Annotated in this window: 20 protein-coding genes and 1 tRNA gene; 17 read left to right on the top strand and 4 right to left on the bottom strand. The window is 40.0% G+C overall.

Translation table 11 applies throughout. The features are described 5' to 3' along the window. Window positions 1-119: 119 nt before the first annotated feature. From opp3b to IGI67_RS17610, 4 genes are read left to right on the top strand one after another with little or no spacing between them, the layout of a single operon-like run. On the top strand, window positions 120-1,061 hold the full coding sequence (gene opp3b / locus IGI67_RS17595; protein ID WP_207108903.1) for an oligopeptide ABC transporter permease: 942 nt from the start codon (window positions 120-122) through the stop codon (window positions 1,059-1,061). Beyond that, window positions 1,061-2,095, top strand: a complete 1,035-nt coding sequence (gene opp3C / locus IGI67_RS17600; protein ID WP_429958579.1) for an oligopeptide ABC transporter permease — start codon at window positions 1,061-1,063, stop codon at window positions 2,093-2,095. Before opp3b ends, opp3C begins: the two co-directional genes overlap by 1 nt. Window positions 2,096-2,101: 6 nt before the next feature. Then, complete coding sequence (locus IGI67_RS17605) at window positions 2,102-3,148, top strand: ABC transporter ATP-binding protein (RefSeq protein ID WP_429958580.1); 1,047 nt, start codon at window positions 2,102-2,104, stop codon at window positions 3,146-3,148. 26 nt (window positions 3,149-3,174) lie between these two features. Beyond that, complete coding sequence (locus tag IGI67_RS17610; protein WP_429958581.1) at window positions 3,175-4,128, top strand: ABC transporter ATP-binding protein; 954 nt, start codon at window positions 3,175-3,177, stop codon at window positions 4,126-4,128. A 66-nt stretch (window positions 4,129-4,194) separates the two neighbouring features. On the opposite strand, the gene IGI67_RS17615 is transcribed toward IGI67_RS17610, so the two are convergent. Both IGI67_RS17615 and IGI67_RS17620 read right to left on the bottom strand, forming a co-directional pair. Next, window positions 4,195-5,310 carry an LPXTG cell wall anchor domain-containing protein gene (locus IGI67_RS17615; RefSeq protein ID WP_429958666.1) on the bottom strand — a complete coding sequence of 372 codons (1,116 nt, stop codon included), beginning with the start codon at window positions 5,308-5,310 and terminating at the stop codon, window positions 4,195-4,197. A 265-nt stretch (window positions 5,311-5,575) separates the two neighbouring features. Continuing rightward, window positions 5,576-5,648 (bottom strand) — tRNA-Lys (locus IGI67_RS17620). 157 nt (window positions 5,649-5,805) lie between these two features. On the opposite strand from IGI67_RS17620, the gene IGI67_RS17625 reads away from it, so the two are divergent. From IGI67_RS17625 to IGI67_RS17655, 7 genes are all read left to right on the top strand, one after another. Continuing rightward, window positions 5,806-6,357 (top strand): DUF1836 domain-containing protein, encoded by a 552-nt coding sequence (locus IGI67_RS17625; protein ID WP_207108899.1) that lies wholly within the window; start codon window positions 5,806-5,808, stop codon window positions 6,355-6,357. Further along, the gene (locus IGI67_RS17630; RefSeq protein WP_429958582.1) at window positions 6,347-7,204 is read left to right on the top strand and encodes a DegV family protein; all 858 of its coding nucleotides are present in this window, start codon (window positions 6,347-6,349) and stop codon (window positions 7,202-7,204) included. Before IGI67_RS17625 ends, IGI67_RS17630 begins: the two co-directional genes overlap by 11 nt. A 196-nt stretch (window positions 7,205-7,400) precedes the next feature. Further along, window positions 7,401-8,105, top strand: a complete 705-nt coding sequence (gene yycF / locus IGI67_RS17635) for a response regulator YycF (protein WP_010745757.1) — start codon at window positions 7,401-7,403, stop codon at window positions 8,103-8,105. Window positions 8,106-8,107: 2 nt separating this feature from the next. Next, a complete protein-coding gene (gene walK, locus IGI67_RS17640; RefSeq protein WP_207108897.1) occupies window positions 8,108-9,937 on the top strand; it encodes a cell wall metabolism sensor histidine kinase WalK in 1,830 nt (609 codons plus the stop codon). Then, entirely contained in the window at window positions 9,934-11,247 is a 1,314-nt protein-coding gene (locus tag IGI67_RS17645) for a YycH family regulatory protein (RefSeq protein ID WP_429958583.1), read from the top strand. Before walK ends, IGI67_RS17645 begins: the two co-directional genes overlap by 4 nt. Further along, entirely contained in the window at window positions 11,248-12,093 is an 846-nt protein-coding gene (locus IGI67_RS17650; RefSeq protein ID WP_207108895.1) for a two-component system regulatory protein YycI, read from the top strand. A 48-nt stretch (window positions 12,094-12,141) separates the two neighbouring features. After that, window positions 12,142-12,951 carry an MBL fold metallo-hydrolase gene (locus IGI67_RS17655; protein ID WP_207108894.1) on the top strand — a complete coding sequence of 270 codons (810 nt, stop codon included), beginning with the start codon at window positions 12,142-12,144 and terminating at the stop codon, window positions 12,949-12,951. 73 nt (window positions 12,952-13,024) lie between these two features. Here the strand turns inward: IGI67_RS17655 and IGI67_RS17660 are convergent, their stop codons facing one another. Beyond that, window positions 13,025-13,645, bottom strand: a complete 621-nt coding sequence (locus IGI67_RS17660) for an NAD(P)-dependent oxidoreductase (protein ID WP_207108893.1) — start codon at window positions 13,643-13,645, stop codon at window positions 13,025-13,027. Window positions 13,646-13,719: 74 nt separating this feature from the next. Then, window positions 13,720-14,361, bottom strand: a complete 642-nt coding sequence (locus IGI67_RS17665) for a CPBP family intramembrane glutamic endopeptidase (RefSeq protein WP_429958584.1) — start codon at window positions 14,359-14,361, stop codon at window positions 13,720-13,722. Window positions 14,362-14,558: 197 nt separating this feature from the next. Between IGI67_RS17665 and groES the strand changes: the two genes are divergently transcribed. The 6 genes from groES (at window position 14,559) to nadE (ending at window position 22,898) form a co-directional block, all read left to right on the top strand. Next, a complete protein-coding gene (groES, locus tag IGI67_RS17670; RefSeq protein WP_067623253.1) occupies window positions 14,559-14,843 on the top strand; it encodes a co-chaperone GroES in 285 nt (94 codons plus the stop codon). 23 nt (window positions 14,844-14,866) lie between these two features. Continuing rightward, window positions 14,867-16,495, top strand: a complete 1,629-nt coding sequence (gene groL, locus IGI67_RS17675) for a chaperonin GroEL (RefSeq protein WP_207108891.1) — start codon at window positions 14,867-14,869, stop codon at window positions 16,493-16,495. A gap of 363 nt (window positions 16,496-16,858) precedes the next feature. Continuing rightward, the gene (locus IGI67_RS17680) at window positions 16,859-19,774 is read left to right on the top strand and encodes an FAD-dependent oxidoreductase (RefSeq protein ID WP_429958585.1); all 2,916 of its coding nucleotides are present in this window, start codon (window positions 16,859-16,861) and stop codon (window positions 19,772-19,774) included. 155 nt (window positions 19,775-19,929) lie between these two features. Then, window positions 19,930-20,289 carry a DUF1827 family protein gene (locus IGI67_RS17685; RefSeq protein ID WP_207108889.1) on the top strand — a complete coding sequence of 120 codons (360 nt, stop codon included), beginning with the start codon at window positions 19,930-19,932 and terminating at the stop codon, window positions 20,287-20,289. A 296-nt stretch (window positions 20,290-20,585) separates the two neighbouring features. Then, window positions 20,586-22,058: a nicotinate phosphoribosyltransferase gene (locus IGI67_RS17690; RefSeq protein WP_207108888.1), complete on the top strand. Its 1,473-nt coding sequence runs from the start codon at window positions 20,586-20,588 to the stop codon at window positions 22,056-22,058. A gap of 15 nt (window positions 22,059-22,073) precedes the next feature. Then, the gene (gene nadE, locus IGI67_RS17695; RefSeq protein WP_429958586.1) at window positions 22,074-22,898 is read left to right on the top strand and encodes an ammonia-dependent NAD(+) synthetase; all 825 of its coding nucleotides are present in this window, start codon (window positions 22,074-22,076) and stop codon (window positions 22,896-22,898) included. The last annotated feature ends 156 nt before the right edge of the window (window positions 22,899-23,054 follow it).

A 23,054-nucleotide genomic window follows, 5' to 3' on the forward strand; every position in this document is an offset into this window, starting at 1 on the left:
TTCCGCGATGTCTTCTACTCTAAACCATAACAAAAGTAGAAGTCAAAATTTAAGAGCGGGAAACATGATTCGTTTTTCTAGAAAAGTAACTATTTTAAATATGGATTAGGAGGCACCTCATGAGTAGTTATCTGAAATATTTTTTTAAGCGTGTCTTTTTCATGTTAATCACCTTGTGGCTGATTGCGACTATTACATTCTTCTTAATGCAGTTATTGCCAGGGACACCATACACCAATCAAGAACGTTTAAGTCCAGAAACGATTGCCATGCTGAACAAACAAGTTGGTTTAGATAAACCAGTAATCGTTCAATACGGGATTTACTTATCGAACCTCGTTCAAGGAAACTTCGGAATTTCTTTCCAATTCAAAAATCAGGCGGTTGCCGCCTTATTAGCAGGACGAATCGGTCCTTCCTTACAATTAGGGCTGCAAGCAATTCTCTTTGGAACTTTTGTTGGGACCATTTTAGGAACAATCTCTGCTATGAAACAAAATTCATGGGCAGATACGTCTTCAACACTCGTTGCCATTTTAGGACGTTCTATTCCTAACTTTGTTTTTGCTGTGCTATTACAATATATTTTTGCCATGAAATTGCGGATCTTGCCGATCGCAAAATGGGAGGGCTTTGCTTATACGATTTTACCAACATTAGCCCTTGCAATGTCTCCGCTGGCAGACTCGGCTCGTTTTATTCGTACCGAGATGGTAGAGGTTTTGCATAGTGATTATGTCGAACTAGCCCGGGCAAAAGGATTGAGCCGTTGGGAGATTGCTTTTAGGCATGGATTGCGAAATAGCTTAATCCCATTAATGACTTTGCTGGGACCATTGGCGGTAGCCCTAATGACTGGCTCGCTTGTAGTAGAAAATATTTTCGCGATTCCTGGCATCGGGGAACAATTCGTGAAGTCGATCATGACGAACGATTATCCAACGATTATGGCGGTAACGATCCTTTATTCATTCATGTTGGTTTTTGTTATTCTAGTTGTCGACTTGCTTTATGGATTAGTTGACCCTCGTATCCGATTATCAGAAGGGAGCAAAAGCTGATGGAAATAAAATATCCTTCAATTGTTGATATTCCTGCTGATGAATTTCAACCCTTGCAAAAAAATACAGAGGAAGAGCGTGAAGAGATTGCAGCCCCCTCACTGAATTTTTTGCAAGACTCTTGGCGCCGGTTAAAGAAAAATAAAGCAGCAGTAATCTCGATGATTTTATTAGCTGTGATCATACTGGTTTCAATCGTGACAATTTTTGTTTCACCCCAAGATCCAAGTAAACAAAATGTTGATTATATTAATTTGCCTCCGCGGGTTCCAGGTCTGAATATTAATGGGCTAAATGGAAAAACAGTAGTCGCTGGTGAGTTAGTTGATAAATATGCGCAGGCTGATGTTCCAAGTAATGTGAATTATTTATTAGGAACTGATGGTTTAGGTCGTGACGTGCTGAGCCGTTTGTTTATGGGGACACGAATTTCATTGTTGATAGCATTCATTGCCGCGCTATTTGATATTACGATTGGTGTTGCCTATGGCTTGATCTCAGGCATGCTAGGAGGAAAAGTAGACAACGCGATGCAGCGTTTTTTGGAAATTCTTTCTGGGATTCCCAACTTAGTGGTTATGATTCTAATGTTAGTTGTGTTTGAGCCGGGAATATTTTCGATCGTAGCAGCTATGGCTATTACTAACTGGATACCGATGGCGCGGATTGTCCGGGCTCAGACACTCAAGCTGAAAGATCAGGAGTATGTTTTGGCAGGGATGACTTTAGGAGAATCAAAATGGAAAATTGCCTTCAAGCACATCATCCCCAATATATCCAGCGTAATTATTATTCAAATGATGTTCAGTATTCCGACTGCGATTTTCTTTGAGGCTTTCTTGAGCTTCATCGGTCTGGGGTTAACTCCGCCTGATGCTTCATTAGGGACTTTATTGAACGATGGCTATAAAACGTTCTTATACCTGCCGTACCTATTATGGATACCTGCAGTAACTATTTCGCTGATCATGATTTGTTTCAATTTATTAGCTGATGGTTTACGTGACGCATTCGATCCCAAAATGAAAGAGTGACGATTTATGGAAAAAATCTTAGTAGTAAACAACTTGAGTATTTCATTCGACACCTATGCCGGAAAAGTCCGAGCCATTCGTGGTGTAGATTTTGACTTGAATAAAGGAGAAACCTTAGCGATCGTGGGAGAATCTGGCAGCGGAAAATCCGTTACTACCCGCACGATCATGCGCTTGCTTTCTAGCAATGCCACAATTGATGAAGGCCAGATTCTATTCAAAGGACAAAATCTCGTTGATAAATCTGAAAAAGAAATGCAAAAGATTCGCGGTCGAGAAATCGCAATGATCTTTCAGGATCCAATGACCTCTCTCGATCCCACCATGACGATTGGCAAGCAGGTGGCAGAATCTTTGCGAAAACATAAAAATGTTTCTAAAAAAGAAAGTTTGAAGGCAGCGTTAGATTTATTGAATCTAGTGGGGATTCCAGAGGCTGAGAAGCGTTTGAAGAATTACCCACATCAATTTTCTGGTGGACAACGGCAACGAATCGTAATTGCTATCGCTTTAATTTGTAATCCGGAGATTTTAATTGCTGATGAGCCGACAACAGCTCTTGATGTGACGATTCAAGCACAAATTTTAGAATTATTAAAAGAAATCCAAGAAAAAATCGAAACGTCAATTATCTTTATTACTCATGACCTTGGTGTTGTGGCGAATGTTGCAGACCGAGTAGCTGTCATGTATGCCGGCAAAATTGTAGAGGTTGGTACAGCCGAAGAAATCTTCTATAATCCGCAGCATCCATATACGTGGGGGCTGCTCGGGTCAATGCCTACCTTGGATAGTGGAAATGATCGTCTATACGCGATTCCAGGTTCTCCTCCAGATTTATTAGATCCGCCAAAAGGAGATGCTTTTTATCCTCGGAATGAGTTTGCTTTGAAGATTGACGCAGAGGTGGAGCCGCCTTTCTTTGAACTTTCTGAGACACACAAGGCAGCGACTTGGCTGCTTGCGCCGCAAGGCCCCGCAGTTAACCCTCCAGCTGAGATTCAGCGGCGTTGGGATATTTTTCGCAAGAAGCAAAATCAATATTCCGCTTAATTTTTACCAGAAGATGGAGGAGCATGATGGAAAAACGATTATTAGAAGTAACTAATTTAAAACAGTATTTTAATACTGGCAGTAAAAATGAGGTTCGGGCTGTTAACGATGTAAGCTTCCATATTAATGAAGGGGAGACTTTTGGCTTAGTAGGAGAGTCTGGTAGTGGAAAATCAACTACTGGTCGAACAATTATCCGTTTGAATCAGCAAACGGCTGGTGAAATTTTGTTTGATGGAAAAGATGTATCGAAAATTCACGGGAAAGTAGAATTAACCAAGTTTCGCCGCGATGTCCAAATGATCTTTCAGGATCCTTATGCTTCATTAAATCCACGGATGAAAGTCAAAGATATTATTGCAGAAGGTGTTGATGTAAACAGTCTAGCTAAAACACCGAAAGAACGAGACAAAATCGTGAATGATTTGTTGGAGACAGTCGGATTAAACCCGAGTCATGGAACGCGCTATCCTCATGAATTTTCAGGAGGGCAGCGGCAAAGGATTGGAATTGCTCGTGCTCTAGCTGTACGTCCGCGTTTTATTATCTGCGATGAACCAATCTCCGCCTTGGATGTATCAATCCAAGCCCAGGTAGTGAATCTGTTACAAGACTTGCAAAAAGAGCATAATCTGACCTATCTATTTATTGCGCATGACCTGTCAATGGTGAAACATATTAGTGATCGTATTGGTGTTATGAACAATGGTCATTTACTTGAAGTTGGAACGAGTGATGAAATTTATCATTATGGTGTGCATCCCTATACTGAAAGTTTATTGTCGGCAATTCCCATGCCAGACCCTGATCATGAACGGCAGCGACGTCGGATAAGGTATCAAACAGAACCACATGATGGAAAAGCTCGTTCGTTAAGAGAGATCGCTCCGGGACATTTTATCTATTCTGCTGAAGATGAAATGGCTTATTATAAAAAGAAATTGCAGCATTTGAAAAATGAAAAAGCGTTAGCAGTATAAAAAGGAGTCAAAACAGAAAGAGAAATCTGTTTTGACTCCTTTTTAGAGAGAAATAGAGAAAAAATGTTAAGAACGAATGCGGCGTTTCAGAATCAGGATTCCAGAAATTAGGAATAGTGCGATCCCGGCAAGGGTAATAGGCAAGGTATTGCGTTCACCAGTTTTTGGATATTCCTTTTGACTAGCAGCTGTTGGTTGGACTGTTGCTTTTTCTGGAGCTTTAGGAACGGCTAGAGTTTGAATTTCTGGTTTAGCCGCAGCTGCTAAATTTTGGATTATCGGAACAGAATCAAGGGTATTCTTAATTGGAAGATTTAGTTCTGAATAGTCGTTAAGACGGTAAAGAATACCGGAAAATAAGTTGATAGCTGCACTTAATTGCCCTTCAGAACCATGCAGTTGATTTAGAATATAAATCAATTCTTCATTAGTGAACTGCCGTACCTCTGGATGGAGAACTCGAAGATACATCTGCAGTTTATCAACATTTTGTGCCAATTCTGTCGTTGTTTGATAGTCATGAGGATTGAAAGCAAGAGCCTGTTCAACATCATTCCACGACATCAGGTTATCTTTGTAAACCATTCGCAGAACACGGACATAACTTCCAAGGTCCATACCAGCAAAATCGAAATTATAACGCACAAATAATTTGAAGGCATTTGTTAGTTCCTGATCGGTGTAACTTTCTAATTCAGCTTGACTGATGATTCCATAGTCCAGAGTTTTTAAGTTATCCCGGATTTTGTCAGATGTCCAATCATTAATCTGCTCTTTTTCAAGCTCTGCCTTAGATTTATCAACTTTTGTTGCTTGCGTTGGTGCAACTGAAATTTTTGCTGCCTCTTTCACTGCAGTTTTTGAAGCTACCGTTGTTGGTATTTCTTTTGTTTTTTCTGCAGATGATTCAGTTGCTGCTTTGTCTTTCGGTTTTTCTTCTGGAAGCGTGGGTTCTTCCGCAATCGGATTTTGAGTTTTGCTAACGACTTCTTTTGAATCCTGAGTTTCCATAGAAACATCTTGGGAAGTATCCTTTGAATCAATTGACGCTTCATCAGGGATAGAACCACTTTCTACAACTTGCTCTTGGCCAGAGGCTATAACACTTTCAGGAACACTATCAGATGTGTCAGCAAATGACATAGCAGGGAAACTCAATACCAACAAACTCAACAAAACCATTTTTTTCACAAGAATCACTCCTTAATTTTTCTGTAACACAATTGTAACATAAGAAATGTTTTTGTAAACTAGTAAAATCAAAAATAATTTAAAAATTTTTTTGAGCTAAACCAATGGCTTATATCGTCTTGACTGAAAATGCTTTTAATTGAGTTTTATTGCCTTTAAAATCTAGACTTAAACACAAAAAAAGTCACCACGTACATTCTTTTCTAAACTACCGAAGTAGCCAAGAATGCACTGGTGACGTGGGTTTGGCACCCAATGGGCCGTGAGGGGCTCGAACCCGCGACCCGCTGATTAAGAGTCAGCTGCTCTACCAACTGAGCTAACGGCCCAAACAAAGTACTTTCATATGTTAGCACTGAGAAAATAAAAAAGCAAGAATAAACTTAAAAAATTTAGTTAAAAAGCGCTTCAATTATCTAGTTTTCGAAACTATATTGTATAATTTTCATAATTTTGATAAACTATCGATGAAAGGGGCGCAAATAAATGGAAGAACCAAAACTCAGAGCTTGGGCAGAAGGATTAAAGGAACTACGTCTGCCACGTTGGGAAGAGTTACCCGAATTAGAGCTATATATGGATCAAGTCATTACCCTCGTTGACCGCTATTTGTCTCCATTAATGGAGGATGAGAAGCACCAGCTTTTATCAAGTGCGATGGTCAACAACTATGTTAAACATAAATTAATCCCGCCGCCTGTTAAAAAAAGATACAATCGTAATCATTTAGCCTATTTAATTGCGATCACTTTGTTAAAACAGGTATTTGCGATTCCAGATATTAATGAGTTGATTCGCATGCAGTTGGCCATCAACAAACCTAAAGAAGCCTACAATAGTTTTTGTAAAGTTCAGGAGGAAGCACTACTGCAAATAGCAAAAATTGTATTAGGAGAAGAGGTTAGTTTGACTCGTAACAGCAAGGATTTTTATTATTTAGCGATGGAGAGCGCTGTGGCTTCATTTACACAAAAAATGTTAGTTGAAAAAATCATTCAATTGGATAAAGAGAGAGAAGGCGAAAATAATGATGAATGAAAAAATTGCAATCTTAGTTGACTCTGGGACGGATGTTCCTAAGGAAGTCATTGATAGCGGACCATTTTTTATGGTACCGTTACGGATCATTTTTAGTGACCGAGAATATAGAGATGGAATCGACATTAGTTCGGATACTATTTTTCCACTAATTAAAAAGGAGTTGCCGACGACATCTTTACCTGATGGCGAACTGATCCATAAAGTGTTTGATGATATCAAGGCTCAAGGCTATACACATGTAATCATCGTGACGATCTCAAGTGGATTAAGCGGTACTTATAATGCATTGCGTGTGCTAGGCGAACACTATGAAGGCTTGATTTTTCAATCGATCGATACAAAAAATGTTGGGATCGGTGCTGGGATTTTGGCGATTTATGCTGGGGATTTAGTTAAGGAAGGAAAATCATTTACAGAAGTGATCACAGAAGTTGAGAGCAAGATTCCAAAAACAAAAATCTTTTTCAATGTTGATACCTTAGAATATTTGCAAAAGGGTGGACGCATCGGCCTGGTTTCATCTTTACTGGGAAGTGCCTTGAAATTGAAACCGATTATTTCATGCAATCCTGAGGGGATTTATTATACTGTTGCAAAGGTGCGCGGTTTGAATAAAAGCATTGATAAAACGATTCAACTGGTAAAAGAGCATGTGGGCAATCACAAGCGCTTTAATTTAGCGGTGACTCAAGCGGATGCTTTGGAAACAGCTGAAAAAATTCGCCAGCGGCTGCAGGAATTATTTCCAACGGCCGAAAATATTTATTTTGGGAAAGTCTCGCCTGCATTATCGGTACACACTGGGCCGGGATCGTTAGGGGTAGTTTGCCAGGTTTTAGACTAGACTGAGATTTTTTTGAGTTTGAAAAAGAACTATAGTTCAGATTTGAGATGAGCAAAGCTCGTCTCTTTTTTTCATTTTTTCTTAAGTAATAGTTGTAAAAAAATCGTCGTCTGTTTGAAAAGGTGAAACAGTATTGAAATTATTGTATAATGGTAAGGCGTACATACAATCCTATAAAGGTATGAGGTGACTCTTAGTGAAAAAAATTCTAGTAGTTGACGATGAAAAGCCGATTTCGGACATCGTGAAGTTTAATTTAACCAAGGAAGGCTACGAAGTCTTTACTGCTTATGACGGTGAAGAAGCCTTAGAAAAAGTCGAAGAGGTTAACCCAGATTTAATTTTATTAGATTTGATGTTGCCTAAAAAAGACGGTTTAGAAGTGGCTCGTGAAGTACGCAAGACCCATGAAATGCCGATCATTATGGTTACAGCTAAGGATTCTGAGATCGACAAAGTTCTAGGCTTGGAGTTAGGTGCTGACGACTATGTGACCAAACCGTTCTCCAATCGTGAGCTAGTTGCTCGCGTAAAAGCAAATCTGCGTCGTGGCGGACAAGCACCTAAGGAAGAAGAACAAACAGCACAGAGTGATTTGACCATTGGCGATTTAACGATTCATCCAGATGCTTATATGGTAACTAAGCATGGGGATACGATTGAGTTGACACATCGTGAATTTGAATTACTTCATTATTTAGCAAAACATATTGGCCAAGTGATGACTCGTGAGCATCTATTGCAGACTGTTTGGGGATACGATTATTTCGGTGACGTTCGAACAGTAGATGTGACCGTTCGACGCTTACGTGAAAAAATCGAAGACAATCCAAGTCATCCAACCTATTTAGTAACAAGACGTGGCGTAGGGTATTATCTACGCAACCCTGAACAGGAGTAAGTATGGAAAAAAGAGTCCGTTTTTATCGATCGGTCAATTTTAAAATTGCCTTTTCATTTATTTTGATTTTGCTGATTTCGATCGAGATCATCGGTGCTTACTTTATTAGAGGTCTTGAAAAATCAACCATTGATAACTTTACTAAAGACATGAATCAGCGAGTTTCCCTTTTAAGTACGACTCTCGGTGCTACAATGGCAGAAGATAGCGACAACGAAGCGGATCAATTACAGCGTATTCTTGAAAACAATACAGCTGCAGATATCGGTGAAATGTGGGTAGTGGATGATAAAGGAATCGTCGTCGCTACCAATGATGTGGGGCAAAAGGACACTATCGTTGGGAAAAAGAATGAGTACAGCGATATTGATGATTTTTCGATGAAGCAATATGTAACACTTGATGACAACAACAAACGGGTATATATCAATGTTCAACCAATTCAGTCCCCGACCGGCGATTCGGCTGTGATCGGGGCTCTTTATGTTAAAAGTGACATTGAGCAAAAATATACCGAAATCAGCAACACTGCGTTAATATTCTTCACTGCTTCATTAATAGCAGGTTTGATTTCGATCGTTGTAGCCTTACTTGTGGCACGATCAATCACAAAGCCAATTAAAGAAATGCAGAAGCAAGCGGTTCGAATCGCTCAAGGCGATTATTCTGAAAAAGTTGATGTACAAGGTCACGATGAATTAAGTCAGTTGGCCGAAACCTTTAATAAGCTATCTGACCGAATCGAAGATGCTCAAGATACAATGGAAGCCGAGCGAAATCGCTTAGACAGTGTTTTGACCCACATGACGGATGGCGTCATTGCAACTGATCGACGGGGAAAAGTTATTACTATTAATGAGATGGCTTTATCTCTTTTGGAGACTACTAATGAAGATGCGATTGGTCAATCAATTTTAACTTTGCTTGATTTAGAGGAAGAATATACCTTAAGAAAATTATTAGAAACACCAGAAGAAATACTGATCAACCGTTTGAACCCTGATTCTGATAAGGGGCTGATGACCTTGCGTTCAGATTTTGCTATGATTCGTCGTGAGTCTGGCTTTATCAGTGGATTGGTTGTGGTATTACATGACGTTACTGAACAAGAGAAGACCGCGGAAGAACGACGTCAGTTCGTTTCGAACGTCTCTCATGAATTACGTACGCCTTTAACTAGTGTTCGCAGCTATCTAGAGGCACTAGAAGAAGGAGCATGGCAAGATAAAGCAGTGGCGCCAGAGTTTATCCACGTGACGTTGGGTGAGACAGATCGAATGATTCGTATGATTAATGATCTATTGAATCTTTCTCGTATGGATTCGGGTGCGCAGCAAATGGATCTTGAACTAGTCAACTTCAATGAGCTTGTTGATTATATTTTGGATCGCTTCGATATGATGGTGAATAGCCAAGAGAAAAATTACCGGATCGTTCGTGAGTTCACCGAACGAGATTTATGGGTCGAGATTGATACCGATAAAATCATGCAGGTGATTGATAATGTTATGAACAATGCGATTAAATATTCTCCAGATGGCGGAAAAATCGAAGTCCATTTAATCGAGACCCACAATAATGTAGTCTTAAGCATTGCTGATGAAGGTTTGGGTATTCCGAAAAAAGATCTGGAAAAAGTATTTGAACGCTTTTACCGCGTGGATAAAGCACGTGCACGTCAACAAGGCGGAACGGGTCTTGGATTGGCAATTTCTAAAGAAGTCATGAAGGCCCATAAAGGTCAAATTTGGGTCGAGAGTGTTGAAGGTAAAGGATCTACTTTCTATATTTCTTTACCTTATGAACCTTATGAGGAGGACATTTGGGAATGAAAATATCAGAAAAAATCATTCGTGTCGCACTTCTTGTTCTGATTTTACTCAGCCTCATTCTAACGTATGCTATTTGGCTCAGTCCGACCTCAAAAACAGCCGAAGTAAATACTAGTAAGCAAGCAGTGAAAACTGATCAAAACTATGCGAAAGCGACAGATGCCTTTTTACCGATTCGCGGTATTTGGGATTTGGCAGAAGGAAAGTTTCAAACCAGTAGTGAAAATCTATTGGCGACGACACAGGCGCGTTTGACAGAAAGCACCTTTGGTCAGCTTCAAGAAGTTGCACAAGGGGAAGAAGAAATCAAAAGCTATTATAGTTTGGATAGCGGTATCGAGTTAAATTATGAAGGCGGCTTTTCTTTGACCGAATACATCAAGGTTTTTGATATGCCGATTAATTTGAACTCTTTGAAAGAGGCAGAAGACATTACTTTCTCAAAAATTCAAATTGATTTTGCTAATAAAAAAATCCGCTTCTTAAGTTATAGCAAGGATACTGTTTATGAAGCGACGATGGCTGGAGATTTTTCCGGATTAGAGACGATTTATCAAAAGAATCAAAGCAAGTATTTACCGATGTCTGATGAAAATCCTTTAGTGCCACGTTTGCTGCGAACCAAGGAACGAGTGCGGCTTAAGAAATACAGTTACATTTTGACCACTCAATCCTACTCGCTTTTCCGGAATGCCTTCTTCCAAAATCCTGATCAAGCAAAAGGGGAAGAAGAGGAAGATGGAGCCCGTTCGTTTGCTAGCGGCCATGAAGAGCTCATAATGGATGAACAAAAACGTTTTGTTACATTTACTGGTGAATTGCCGGAAGATTTGGCAAAGGAAAGTGTCTACAGTCAGAGCTTTAACTATGTTAGTCGACTAGGTACGGCAGTAGGCAACCTGCGCTATTTTGATCACCATGATGGGCAAATAAATTATCGAATCTTTGTTGAGGGCTATCCAATTTTTAGCCAAATATCAAAGGGGAAAATGAGCGTCAAAATTGAACATGCGCCAAACGCTGCCACGCCACAAATAAGAATTGAAACCAGTATGGATACGGTTCAAGTACCAATCCCTTCCGATGAGGAAGTTGAGTTGCCAAGCACCTTGGAGATCGAAAACAATTTAGCAACTGTGGGACTCGATCTTGAAAAAGTTCAGAGCTTTATTATCGGCTATACTTGGCAGGATATCGATGGTGTAAATAAATTAGTGGCCTTGACTCCCGAATGGTTTGTCAAATATGACAATACTTGGTATCCTGCTAGTCAGCTGATGCAAGGGAACCTAGAAATGGAGGCGAGCTGATTGGATTTTAGAAAAATCGAATGGATCTTTTTTCTCGTCTTTATTGGCCTGAATATCTTTCTCTTTAGTATTTACTGGAATAATCAGCATGAACAAAGCCTTGTCACTAATTCAAACCAACGAGAAGATATCCTGCAGCGTTTGGAAAATGATGACATTCGAGTGACGGATGAAGTGACGGATGAGCATAAAGAGGGCTATTATTTGAGTGCTGAGCAGGATACTTTTGATTCACTATTGAATGGTGATTCAAATTCAACGATCGTTGGAGCTTGGGATATTTCCGATAAGGTTCTGAGCAGCAGTCCTACTGGGGATACAGATTTTGATTTAAAAAAGGCGACCAGCAGTTTTAAACATCTTATGAAGGATAAAGAATTCATTCTGGATGGTGAAGAATACACCTATCTGCCAGATATATCTAAGAAAGATGATGATTTGGGAAAAATTGTCGGTGTGCAAACGTATGAAGGAATTCCTTTTATTGATGAAACCTCACGTGTCACTTTAGACATTGTTAAAAATGATGATCAAGAACGGGTGTCGAAATATACTCAAACGCATTTGAAAGAGATTGAACCTCTACGAGAAAAAATGACGCTTTATTCTGAAAAGGAAATACTGAATACGTTGTATATCAACAATAATATTCCTAGCAAGTCAACGATTACGAATGTTTATCTAGGATATTTTCGTACACTTGAAGTGCGTGAAAAAAATGTATATGTCCCTGTTTGGTTCGTTAAGATAAAGACTTCGGAAAAAACGACGCAGATTGAAAAAGTCAATGCGTTGAACAATCAAGTGATCACGAATAATTTAGTTCCAAAGGTGGAAAATCCATAAAAAGGGTTGTATACTGAGGACAGTTTTAAAAGAGAGGACCAATTGCTCATGTTAGAAATGAATAATGCCTTCAATATCAGCATTTTAGCTAGCGGAAGTACAGGGAATTCCTTGTACTTGGAAAGCCCGCAAAAAAGAATTTTGGTCGATGCTGGGTTGAGCGGAAAAAAAATCACTTCGCTATTAGCAGAGGTCGATCGAAAACCTGAGGATTTAGATGCAATTTTAGTTACCCATGAACACCGCGACCATATCCATGGTGTTGGAGTTCTTGCACGAAAATATAAATTGCCTGTTTATGCCAACGAAAAAACTTGGGAAGCTATGGCTCCTTTGATTGGAAAAGTCGATGTGGAGCAGAAGCATATTTTTGAGATGGGAAAAGTTTTAACTTTTGGTGACTTAGACATTGAAAGTTTTGGCGTTTCACATGATGCGGCGGCCCCGCAATTTTATCGCTTCTATAAAGATGGGCATTCTTTTGTGATGTTGACAGATACTGGCTATGCGAGCGAGCATGTTCGAGGAACGATTCGAGATGCAGATGCTTACTTAGTTGAAAGTAACCATGATTTAGAGATGCTGCGGATGGGGGCTTACCCTTGGAGCTTGAAGCAGCGGATCTTGGGTGACCGCGGCCATTTGTCAAATGATGATGGGGCACTGGTTATGACTGATATTCTTGGCGATCGAACTAAACGCATTTATTTGGGACACCTGAGTAAAGAAAATAATATGAAAGAGTTAGCTCATATGACGATGGAAGAAACGCTGACTCGTTATGATCTAGGGGTTAACCATCAGTTCCAAATTTTTGATACCGATCCAGATAGCGCAACTGAATTATTCGCGATCTAAAAAATGACAAATCTGTTTAGGCAGGTTTGTCATTTTTTTATCTGTTGGAATTAAAGTGGAAAACAAGCGGTCATTAACTATAAACGCTAAAATGCTGATTTAAGTGTCTAGGTTCAACGATTTCATCGACCATAGCAATAGCATAGTCTGCCATACTTATTTCACTTTTTCCTTCTGAATTTTTTTGCATGTGATCATCGCTGATTTTGTAATGTTCGGTGCGCAAACCATCAGGTATAAAGTTTGCGGCAGGGCTTAAATAGGTCCATTTCAACTCTGGAACAGATTTCAAGTCTATAAATGCTTGGTACATATTATAAGCTGTAGGATAATAAATGGCTTTTGGATCAGAGACATCAATCATACGGTGTTCATCATCGATAAATAAAGAGGAAGCACCGCCAACCACTATCAAACGTGTATCTGTTCCCTGTAAGATATTGCTGAGATGTTTCAATGAGCTTTGATGCATTTCTTCTTGGCCAACTGGTGGACGAAACGCATCAACCACCACATCAAAGAACGCTAAATCCTTTTTTGTTAATTCAAACAAGTCTTTGACTAAAATGGGTACTTTTACCTTAAGTTTCTCTGGATGGCGTACGATCGCGGTGACAGCTAGCTGACGATCCAAAGCTTCTTTTAAAATTAATGATCCAGCATTTCCAGTGGCACCTATAACTGCTACTTTCATAAAAAAACCTCCTTAGACTAGTAGTACCTTTAGTCTAAGGAGGTTTTAATAAAATAGCAAAAGATTGCTCTTTTTTAGGATTGCAATGCTAATTGAGTAAGAATTACTAATAAATTCATCCCTACGTGTGTAATCATCGACGTCCAGATGCGTCCGGTATAACGATACATTCCGCAAAATAAGAATCCTAAGCCAGCATACAATAGATAGTGGCCGTCATTATGAGCAAAGGCGAAAAGGAGTGAACTGACAAGTGCCGGCAGAAGGAAGCCGAATCTTTTTTCCAATGAACCGAAAATTGCACGGCGAAAAACAAATTCTTCCATGAGAGGTCCAGCGATTGTTGTCGCCAAAATAAAAATCATATTGTTCCTAATTAACTGAACGATATTCTGTGTGTTTTGCGAAGCAATCGGCTCTCCTAGGAAACGTTGCTCGATTTGCAGAATAATCATTTGTAACACCAAGGAAGCTGGAATTCCGACAATTCCAATCAAAACAGCAATCAGTAATTTTTTTTGTCGTTTTTCCAAATCAAAGGTTTGTGATTTCAAACGGTAAGCAATCATTAAAGCAGCACCAAGAAAATAGGCTAGTGTTGTAAGCTGGATGATTTGGGAGGGATTCGCTTGAAATACACGAACAAAAGCTATAGGTGAAAATAAAACTAATCCGTAGGTAAAGATTGTTATAAAGCTATATTTTTTTTCGCTCATTATTTTTCCTTTCTAAACATTTATTGTTCTCAAGTATACCATATTTTATTCAAAAGCTTAGTAGAAGAAAAATCAAAAAAGCAGACGAAGGACTTGCAAAAAGAAACAAAAATGGTATGATAAGAGTTGTGAGTTAGCACTCTTAGTTATAGAGTGCTAACAACTTGAAAAATCATTACTAGTTGGAGGGATTTATCGTGTTAAAACCATTAGGTGATCGTGTCATTCTTGAAGTTACTCAAGAAGAAGAAAAAACAGTTGGAGGCCTAGTCTTAGCTTCTGCAGCAAAAGAAAAACCACAAACAGCGAAAGTTGTGGCTGTCGGTGAAGGCAATGTGCTGGAAAACGGTCAAAAAAGTCCAATGCCAGTAGCTGTTGGTGATATGGTAATGTTTGAAAAATATTCTGGTACAGAAGTGAAATATGAAGGCAGTGAATACTTGATTATCGCTGCAAAAGATATTATGGCAATCGTTGAATAAAAAAATAATGAGGTGAAAGAATCATGGCAAAAGATATTAAATTTTCTGAAGATGCGCGTGCGGCAATGCTACGCGGTGTAGACAAATTAGCTGATACAGTAAAAGTAACATTAGGACCTAAAGGACGTAACGTTGTTTTAGAAAAATCCTATGGTTCACCATTGATTACTAATGATGGAGTGACTATCGCAAAAGATATCGAACTGGAGGATCATTTTGAAAACATGGGAGCAAAACTTGTTTCTGAAGTTGCTTCTAAAACCAATGATATTGCTGGTGACGGTACAACAACAGCGACAGTTCTTACTCAAGCAATCGTCCGCGAAGGCTTGAAAAACGTAACTGCTGGAGCAAATCCAATGGGAATTCGCCGCGGAATCGAATTAGCAACAAAAGCTGCAGTTGAAGAATTACACAATATTTCTAAAGAAGTAGATTCAAAGGACGCTATTGCACAAGTTGCGGCTGTTTCTTCAGGTAGTGAAGAAGTCGGCAAATTGATCGCCGAAGCCATGGAAAAAGTTGGTAACGATGGTGTTATTACTATTGAAGAATCAAAAGGGATCGATACTGAATTAGATGTAGTTGAAGGAATGCAATTTGATCGTGGTTACCTATCTCAATACATGGTGACTGATAATGATAAAATGGAAGCTGCTTTAGAAAATCCATATATCTTGATTACTGACAAGAAAATTTCAAACATTCAAGACATCTTACCGTTGTTGGAACAAGTTCTGCAACAATCTCGTTCATTATTAATCATCGCTGATGATGTAGACGGTGAAGCATTACCAACCTTAGTCTTGAACAAGATTCGCGGAACATTCAATGTGGTGGCAGTTAAAGCACCTGGTTTTGGTGATCGTCGTAAAGCCATGCTTGAAGATATTGCAATTTTGACTGGCGCTACTGTTATTACAGAAGACCTTGGTTTAGATCTTAAAGAAGCAACGATCGAAAACTTAGGTACTGCTGGCAAAGTTGTTGTAGACAAAGACAATACTACGATTGTTGAAGGCGCTGGAGACAAAGCAGCTTTGACTGATCGGGTTGAAATGATCAAACGCCAAATCGGTGAAACAACTTCTGACTTCGACCGTGAAAAATTACAAGAACGCCTAGCTAAACTTGCTGGTGGTGTGGCTGTAGTTAAAGTAGGTGCGGCTACTGAAACAGAATTGAAAGAATTAAAACTACGGATTGAAGATGCCTTGAATTCAACACGCGCCGCTGTTGAAGAAGGAATCGTTTCTGGTGGTGGTACAGCATTAGTGAACGTCATTAAGAAAGTTTCTGAATTAAACGCTGAAGGCGATGCAGCTACTGGTATTAAAATTGTTGTACGTGCTTTAGAAGAACCTGTGCGTCAAATTGCTGAAAATGCAGGTTTTGAAGGATCTGTAGTAATTGACAAATTGAAAAATGCTGATCATGGTACAGGGTTCAATGCCGCAACTGGTGAGTATGTAAATATGATCGACACTGGTATCGTTGACCCAACTAAAGTTACTCGTTCAGCTTTACAAAATGCCGCATCTGTTTCTGCGTTGTTATTAACAACTGAAGCAGTTGTTGCTGACAAACCTGTTGAAGGTGGAGCTGCCGCTGCACCAGCAATGGATCCATCAATGATGGGCGGCATGATGTAATAGAAAGCCTAGCTTTATCGGCGCTTTGAAATTCAATAAGAAAGATCGTGATTTTCATGTCACGGTCTTTTTTTCGTCCATTGGACATTAGCAATGGGCGGATACATAAATAAAACTTATCGATTTCATATAAATAAACTATTGGAATTTATCGATTAAATTTCTTACAATGAGCGTAAGAAGGAAGTAGAATTCCTTGTTCACAAATTAGCAAAGAAATGATTAGACACTCTTAGAGCAGCGAACGTGAATCTGGAACATAGAAAAGTTTAAAGTTAGTCGTTTGTTTCGCCACTTATGTGAAAGTTGTTACATATCAAAAGTTTTTGATGAATAAGGTGTTCATTTTGAAAGGAGAACCACATGTTAAGAAATTTATTCGATGAGATTCCATTAGCATCCGGTGCCAGTTTTAAGAATCGCTTATTTATGTCGCCAATGACGACTCAATCGGCTTTTTATGATGGGGAGATTACTCAGCAAATCATTGATTATTATGCGTTTCGTTCTGGTGATGCAGCCGCAGTTATTGTAGAAAGCTGCTTTGTTGAGGACAAAGGGCGCGGCTTTCCTGGCGCTTTAGGAGTAGATACAGATAAAAAAGTAGCAGGTTTGACCGAGTTAGCTGCTGCAATCAAAGCAAAGGGTTCAAAAGCAATCATGCAGATCTATCATGCTGGTCGAATGGCTTGGCCGGAAATTAATGGTGGTGCAACCCCGATTTCTGCGAGTCCAGTCGCCGCATTGCGTCCAAATGCACCTGTACCTCGTGAAATGACTGAAGAACAAATTTTAGAAATGATTACGATGTTCGGTGATGCGACTCGTCGTGCGATCGAAGCAGGATTTGACGGTGTAGAGATTCACGGGGCGAATACCTTCATTCTACAACAATTCTTTTCTCCTCATTCGAATCGCAGAGAAGATCAATGGGGCGGAAGTCGTGAAAAACGAGCGAAGTTCCCAGTAGAAGTCATGAAAGAGGTTCAACGGGTAGTCGAAGAACAAGAGGCTGAAAACTTTATCATCGGGTATCGCTTCTCGCCTGAAGAGTTGGAAGAGCCTGGTATTCATTTCGAAGATACGATGTATTTATTGAATACGCTTGCAGAGCTGCAGCCGGACTACTTCCATTTTTCAATGGGTGCTTATACACGGCCTTCGATCGTCGAGTCAGATGATCCGGAGCCATTGATTACTAAATATTTAGCGCAACGCTCATCGGCATTGGCACAAATTCCGATTATGGGCGTAGGCTCAATCCTGCAACGAGCAGATGCGGATGACGCGTTGAAATTAGGATATGATCTATTAGCAGTTGGAAAAGGATTCTTAATCGAACCAAACTGGGTAAATATGATCAAAGACGGCAAAGAAGTTATTGACTATGCACATATCAATGCGCAGCGGAAATTACTGATTCCAACACCGCTTTGGGACTTTATGGCGTATATGGTAATTGATCCGGAGGAAGAGAAACGGAAGCATGAACGCCTAAAAGAGCTGCAAAAGGTAAAATTGACCTTCAAGCCAGGTACTTATACGGTTGAAGCTAAAGGGCACAATAGCGAACTGGCTATGAATGTGACCTTCTCAGAAGAACGGATTGAAAAGATCGAAGCAGATCAAAGCAATGAATCGGAAGGATTATCAGATCAAGTATTTATTCGTTTGCCTCAACAAATCATTGATGGACAAACATTGAATGTGGATGTGATCTCAGGAGCATCTGCCTCCAGTCAGGGATTGATTGATGGCGTGGCAGAAGCAGTTGAGATGGCTGGCGCTAGTTCAGAAGTCTTGAAAGCTCGACCTAAGCCGACTGTTCAATGGTCGAAAGAAGTTGTCGATGAAGAGGCGGATGTTGTAATCGTCGGTTCAGGTGCAGCAGGGATTTCCGCAGCATTGCGAGCGGATCAAATGGGATTAAAAACGATTCTGTTAGAGAAATTAAGTTTTGTAGGCGGCGCAATCTCTATCAGCGGTGGAAATCAGGTCGTTATGGGCTCAAAACTTCAAGCAGCAGCAGGAGTTTGTGATGACAGCGCTGAATGCATGATCGAAGATTTTCTAGCTAACGGCAGCGGCCTAAATGTACCTGAGCTTTTAGCTACACTAGCTGAAAATGTTGGCGAGACAACTGATTGGGTTCACGAGTATATGGGTGTTGAGTATGATATGGAAAATGGCCTGCATACTTTGGCAGAGTATCGCAAAAATCGTGAGCTGGCCTATGAAGATGGCGGACATGGTTTTGCCGCTAGTGCCAGAAAGGCTTTGGAAAGAAGTGACATAACGATTTATCTGCAAACGAAAGCAGAAAGCTTATTGACTGATGGCAATGGAAAAGTGACTGGTTTGACCGCTGTGGAGGATACTGGAAAACGACACAATATCCATGCACAGGCTGTCATCTTAACAACTGGAGGCTATGGTAATAACCCAAATCTGTTAAGTCATGAATTAAACAATATCTTGTTTTATGGCACGAAATCTTCAACGGGTGATGGAATTTTGATGACGACGACACCGGAGTTGAATGCGGCAACACGCCTGATGGAATATGGAAAAATTTATCCAAATGGTGTTGAGGTTTCACAGGGCTATGCGAAATCTACTATTGGTGGAAACATCGAAGTATTGAAACGTAATGGATTACTGGTAAACACTTCTGGCAAACGAGTAATCAATGAACGAGCAAGCAACAAAGAAATTTTAGAAGTACTTTTACAACAAGATCCGCAAATGCTATTTCTTTTAATGGATGCTCAACGCTTTGAAATCTTTACTGAAGCAGTAGAAGAAGGCGGCATTACACGTGAAGATTTGGCACGCTGGATCGAAAATGAAGATGAAACACCGCAAATTTTCCGAGCAAATACGCTGACGGAGTTAGCAGAAAAAGCTGGCATGAGCCATGAGAGTTTAGTGGATACGGTTGCTCGTTACAATGGCTGGGTAGAAAAACAGAATGACGAAGATTTTGGTCGTCAGTTGGAGTTTTTACAAGAAAAAGTTGGCGAAGGCCCATATTATATGATTGAACAAAAACCACGTTTTGCGACTACGATGGGTGGTCTAGTTGCAAATGGCGAGCTGCAGGTCTTAAATCGCAACGATCAAGTGATCGAAGGATTGTACGCAGCCGGTGAATTAGTCGGAGGAGTGATGGGAAGCGATTCACCATCAGGTGCGAACAACGCATGGGCGTTGACCTCTGGAAAATTAGCAGCGGAAAGTGTTCAAAAAACAGTTCAAGTTGAATATGTTATGCAGTAAAAAGTGATCCTGAGGCAGCTGTCTCAGGATTTTTTTCTTTTTTATAAATTTTTTTTATTCCTTAAAAAAACATTTATTCCATGTGTTAAAATAATCAATGAAAAGAAAATAAATAAGTCATTTCGACTAAAATACATAGAATAGGAGCTCGTTGAATGAAATTAATTGAAACCCCATTAAATAGCAATGTTAACTTAGAGACACTATATCCTAATCTAACGAAATACTTTTTTGATAAGCGTCAGGCTGTGAAACTACTTAAATTATATGCCTATGACCGTACAAAGATTATCTATGCAGATCGTTTTGATACGATCGATTTATTATTGCTAAATCGTAAACGTAAAATCAGCCATCAAGAGGTGGATACGATTATCCATCGTTTATTGAAGGTGGATCGTGAAGATGTGATTGTGAATGTCGGCTACAAAAAACAAATCATGGACGCAGGGTTGCGTCCCAAAGAAGACTATAAGGATATTATCGCGATAGAATACAAAGTGCCAAAGGAATAGTGCTGTTAGGAAAGACGTCAGGTCTTTCCTTTTTTAATGTTCAAAAAGAGCAGATAGTTTTTACACTGAAGATAGCAGCATTATCGATGTCTGACTTAATGAACTAGCTTTTTGAGCAAGTCCGTTAAGTCTTTCTTATTCAACCGCCCGAAAAATAAATTGGAGGCGCATGTGAGCAGATCTCCAGAGGAAAAATTTCAAGATTCTGCAGGGAGCAAAAGCTACTCCCTTAGAGCTCTTGTGATATAATGAGTGAAATAGTTAAAATTACTAAAAAACAAATGAGGAGCATGACTATGAAAAAGTTGTACGAAGATGACAGTTTGACACTTCATACGGACCTTTATCAAATCAATATGATGAAAACTTATTGGGAGACAGGTCGGGCGGATCTTCATGCCGTATTTGAGTGTTATTTCCGTAGTATGCCATTCGATAATGGCTATGTCATCTTTGCTGGTTTAGAACGTTTAGTTAAGTATTTAGAAAAATTAACATTTAGTGAAAGCGATCTAGCCTATCTATCTGAGGTAGAAGACTATCCGGCAGATTTTATTGCCTACTTACGTGATTTCAAGTTTGCCTGCACGGTTCGTTCAGCGGAAGAAGGCGAGCTGGTCTTCAGCAATGAACCAATTATTCAAGTGGAAGGACCATTGCTGCAATGTCAGCTAGTTGAAACGGCGCTTTTGAACATTGTGAATTTTCAAACGCTGATTGCGACAAAAGCCGCTCGAATCAAATCAGTGATTGGTGACGATCCGTTGCTAGAGTTCGGAACACGGCGAGCACAAGAGTTGGATGCAGCTCTCTGGGGAACAAGGGCAGCATATATTGGTGGAGCTGATGCTACAAGTAATGTACGAGCAGGCAAAATTTTCGGTATTCCGGATAGTGGAACCCATGCTCATTCATTGATTCAATCTTACGGGAATGATTACGATGGCTTTAAGGCTTATGCCGAAACACATCGTGATTGTGTCTTTTTAGTCGATACTTACGATACGATCAAATCAGGTGTGCCAAGTGCGATTAGAGTCGCTCGGGAAATGGGTGACAAGATCAATTTCTTAGGCGTACGGATCGATAGCGGTGATATGGCTTATATCTCAAAAAGAGTGCGTCAGCAATTAGATGAAGCAGGCTTTCCAGATGCCAAAATCTACGCTTCAAATGATCTAGACGAAAGTACGATCTTAAACTTGAAGATGCAGCATGCCAAGATCGATGTTTGGGGTGTTGGTACGAAATTAATCACAGCTTATGATCAACCCGCACTGGGGGCAGTCTTTAAGCTAGTTTCGATCGAAAACGAACAAGGCGAGATGGTAGATACCATCAAGCTTTCCAGTAATGCCGAAAAAGTCACAACTCCTGGAAAAAAACAGGTTTGGCGGATTACTCGCAAGTCTGACGGCAAATCAGAAGGCGACTATGTGACACTGTGGGATGAAGATCCACGGAAAGAAAAAGAGATTTATATGTTCCATCCCGTTTATCCTTATATAAACAAAACAGTGAAAAACTTTGAGGCTCGGCCTGTACTTAAGGATATTTTTGTTGATGGCAACCGTATTTATGAGCTGCCAGATTTAGAAACAGTCAAACAGACTGCAAAAGACAGCCTTGATTCGTTATGGGAAGAATACAAACGTGACTTAAATCCACAAAAATACCCAGTTGATCTGTCTACAGATTGTTGGAACCATAAAAACAAAATTATGGACCAAGTACGTCAATCTGTGGTAAAAACGGAACAAGAAGATTAAAGGAGTGGATTTGTCATGACGATGCAAGAGGAAATAATCAAAGAGCTGGGAACGAAACCAGCGATTGACCCGCAAGAGGAAATTCGAAAGAGTATCGAGTTCTTAAAGGCGTATCTTAAAAAGCATCCTTTCTTAAAAACATTTGTCTTAGGAATCAGCGGCGGACAAGATTCCTCATTAGCTGGTCGATTAGCTCAACTTACAATGGAAGAAATGCGTCAAGAAACAGGGGATGAAAGCTATCAATTTATCGCTGTACGTTTACCTTATGGCGCGCAGGCCGATGAGGCGGATGCCAAAAAAGCGTTAGATTTTATCCAACCTGACAGGAGTCTAAGTGTCAATATCAAAGGCGCTGTTGATGCAGAAGTTGCGGCTTTAGAAGAAGCTGGTGTAGCCATTAGCGACTTCAACAAAGGGAATATCAAGGCACGTCAACGAATGATTACTCAATACGGTATTGCCGGGGATAACCAAGGTGCCGTTATCGGAACAGATCATGCAGCAGAAAATATCACCGGCTTCTTTACGAAATTTGGTGATGGCGGTGCGGACATTCTGCCCTTGTTCCGTTTAAACAAGCGACAAGGAAAAATGCTGCTGAAAGAACTAGGAGCGGATGAGGCTCTTTATTTGAAAGTTCCGACTGCTGATTTAGAAGATGGCAAACCATTGGTTGCGGATGAAGCAGCATTAGGAGTGACTTATGATGATATCGATGATTACTTAGAGGGTAAGAAGATTGAAGCAAAGGCACAGACGACGATCGAAAATTGGTGGAACAAGACACAGCATAAACGTCATTTGCCGATTACGATTTTTGATGACTTTTGGAAATAATCAATAAACAGGCCTAATGAAGATTCGTCTTCGTTAGGCTTTTCTATATGAAGCGAAGGGGATAGGCCTCGATGTTCTTTACATTCCATGGTTTTCTCGCTAAACTATTTAAGGTATCCGGCCAAATTTTTCAGCCATTATTGCTGTAAAAACTCT

It is taken from the genome of Enterococcus sp. AZ196, assembly GCF_050498845.1.
GTDB classification, from domain to species: Bacteria; Bacillota; Bacilli; order Lactobacillales; family Enterococcaceae; genus Enterococcus_A; species Enterococcus_A murrayae.

Bases quoted from the DNA above. Each gene is read 5' to 3' on its own strand.
- opp3b (WP_207108903.1), top strand. From the start codon at position 120: ATGAGTAGTTATCTGAAATATTTTTTTAAGCGTGTCTTTTTCATGTTA.
- opp3C (WP_429958579.1), top strand. From the start codon at position 1,061: ATGGAAATAAAATATCCTTCAATTGTTGATATTCCTGCTGATGAATTT.
- IGI67_RS17605 (WP_429958580.1), top strand. From the start codon at position 2,102: ATGGAAAAAATCTTAGTAGTAAACAACTTGAGTATTTCATTCGACACC.
- IGI67_RS17610 (WP_429958581.1), top strand. From the start codon at position 3,175: ATGGAAAAACGATTATTAGAAGTAACTAATTTAAAACAGTATTTTAAT.
- IGI67_RS17615 (WP_429958666.1), bottom strand. From the start codon at position 5,310: ATGGTTTTGTTGAGTTTGTTGGTATTGAGTTTCCCTGCTATGTCATTT.
- IGI67_RS17625 (WP_207108899.1), top strand. From the start codon at position 5,806: ATGGAAGAACCAAAACTCAGAGCTTGGGCAGAAGGATTAAAGGAACTA.
- IGI67_RS17630 (WP_429958582.1), top strand. From the start codon at position 6,347: ATGATGAATGAAAAAATTGCAATCTTAGTTGACTCTGGGACGGATGTT.
- walK (WP_207108897.1), top strand. From the start codon at position 8,108: ATGGAAAAAAGAGTCCGTTTTTATCGATCGGTCAATTTTAAAATTGCC.
- IGI67_RS17645 (WP_429958583.1), top strand. From the start codon at position 9,934: ATGAAAATATCAGAAAAAATCATTCGTGTCGCACTTCTTGTTCTGATT.
- IGI67_RS17655 (WP_207108894.1), top strand. From the start codon at position 12,142: ATGTTAGAAATGAATAATGCCTTCAATATCAGCATTTTAGCTAGCGGA.
- IGI67_RS17660 (WP_207108893.1), bottom strand. From the start codon at position 13,645: ATGAAAGTAGCAGTTATAGGTGCCACTGGAAATGCTGGATCATTAATT.
- IGI67_RS17665 (WP_429958584.1), bottom strand. From the start codon at position 14,361: ATGAGCGAAAAAAAATATAGCTTTATAACAATCTTTACCTACGGATTA.
- groL (WP_207108891.1), top strand. From the start codon at position 14,867: ATGGCAAAAGATATTAAATTTTCTGAAGATGCGCGTGCGGCAATGCTA.
- IGI67_RS17680 (WP_429958585.1), top strand. From the start codon at position 16,859: ATGTTAAGAAATTTATTCGATGAGATTCCATTAGCATCCGGTGCCAGT.
- IGI67_RS17685 (WP_207108889.1), top strand. From the start codon at position 19,930: ATGAAATTAATTGAAACCCCATTAAATAGCAATGTTAACTTAGAGACA.
- IGI67_RS17690 (WP_207108888.1), top strand. From the start codon at position 20,586: ATGAAAAAGTTGTACGAAGATGACAGTTTGACACTTCATACGGACCTT.
- nadE (WP_429958586.1), top strand. From the start codon at position 22,074: ATGACGATGCAAGAGGAAATAATCAAAGAGCTGGGAACGAAACCAGCG.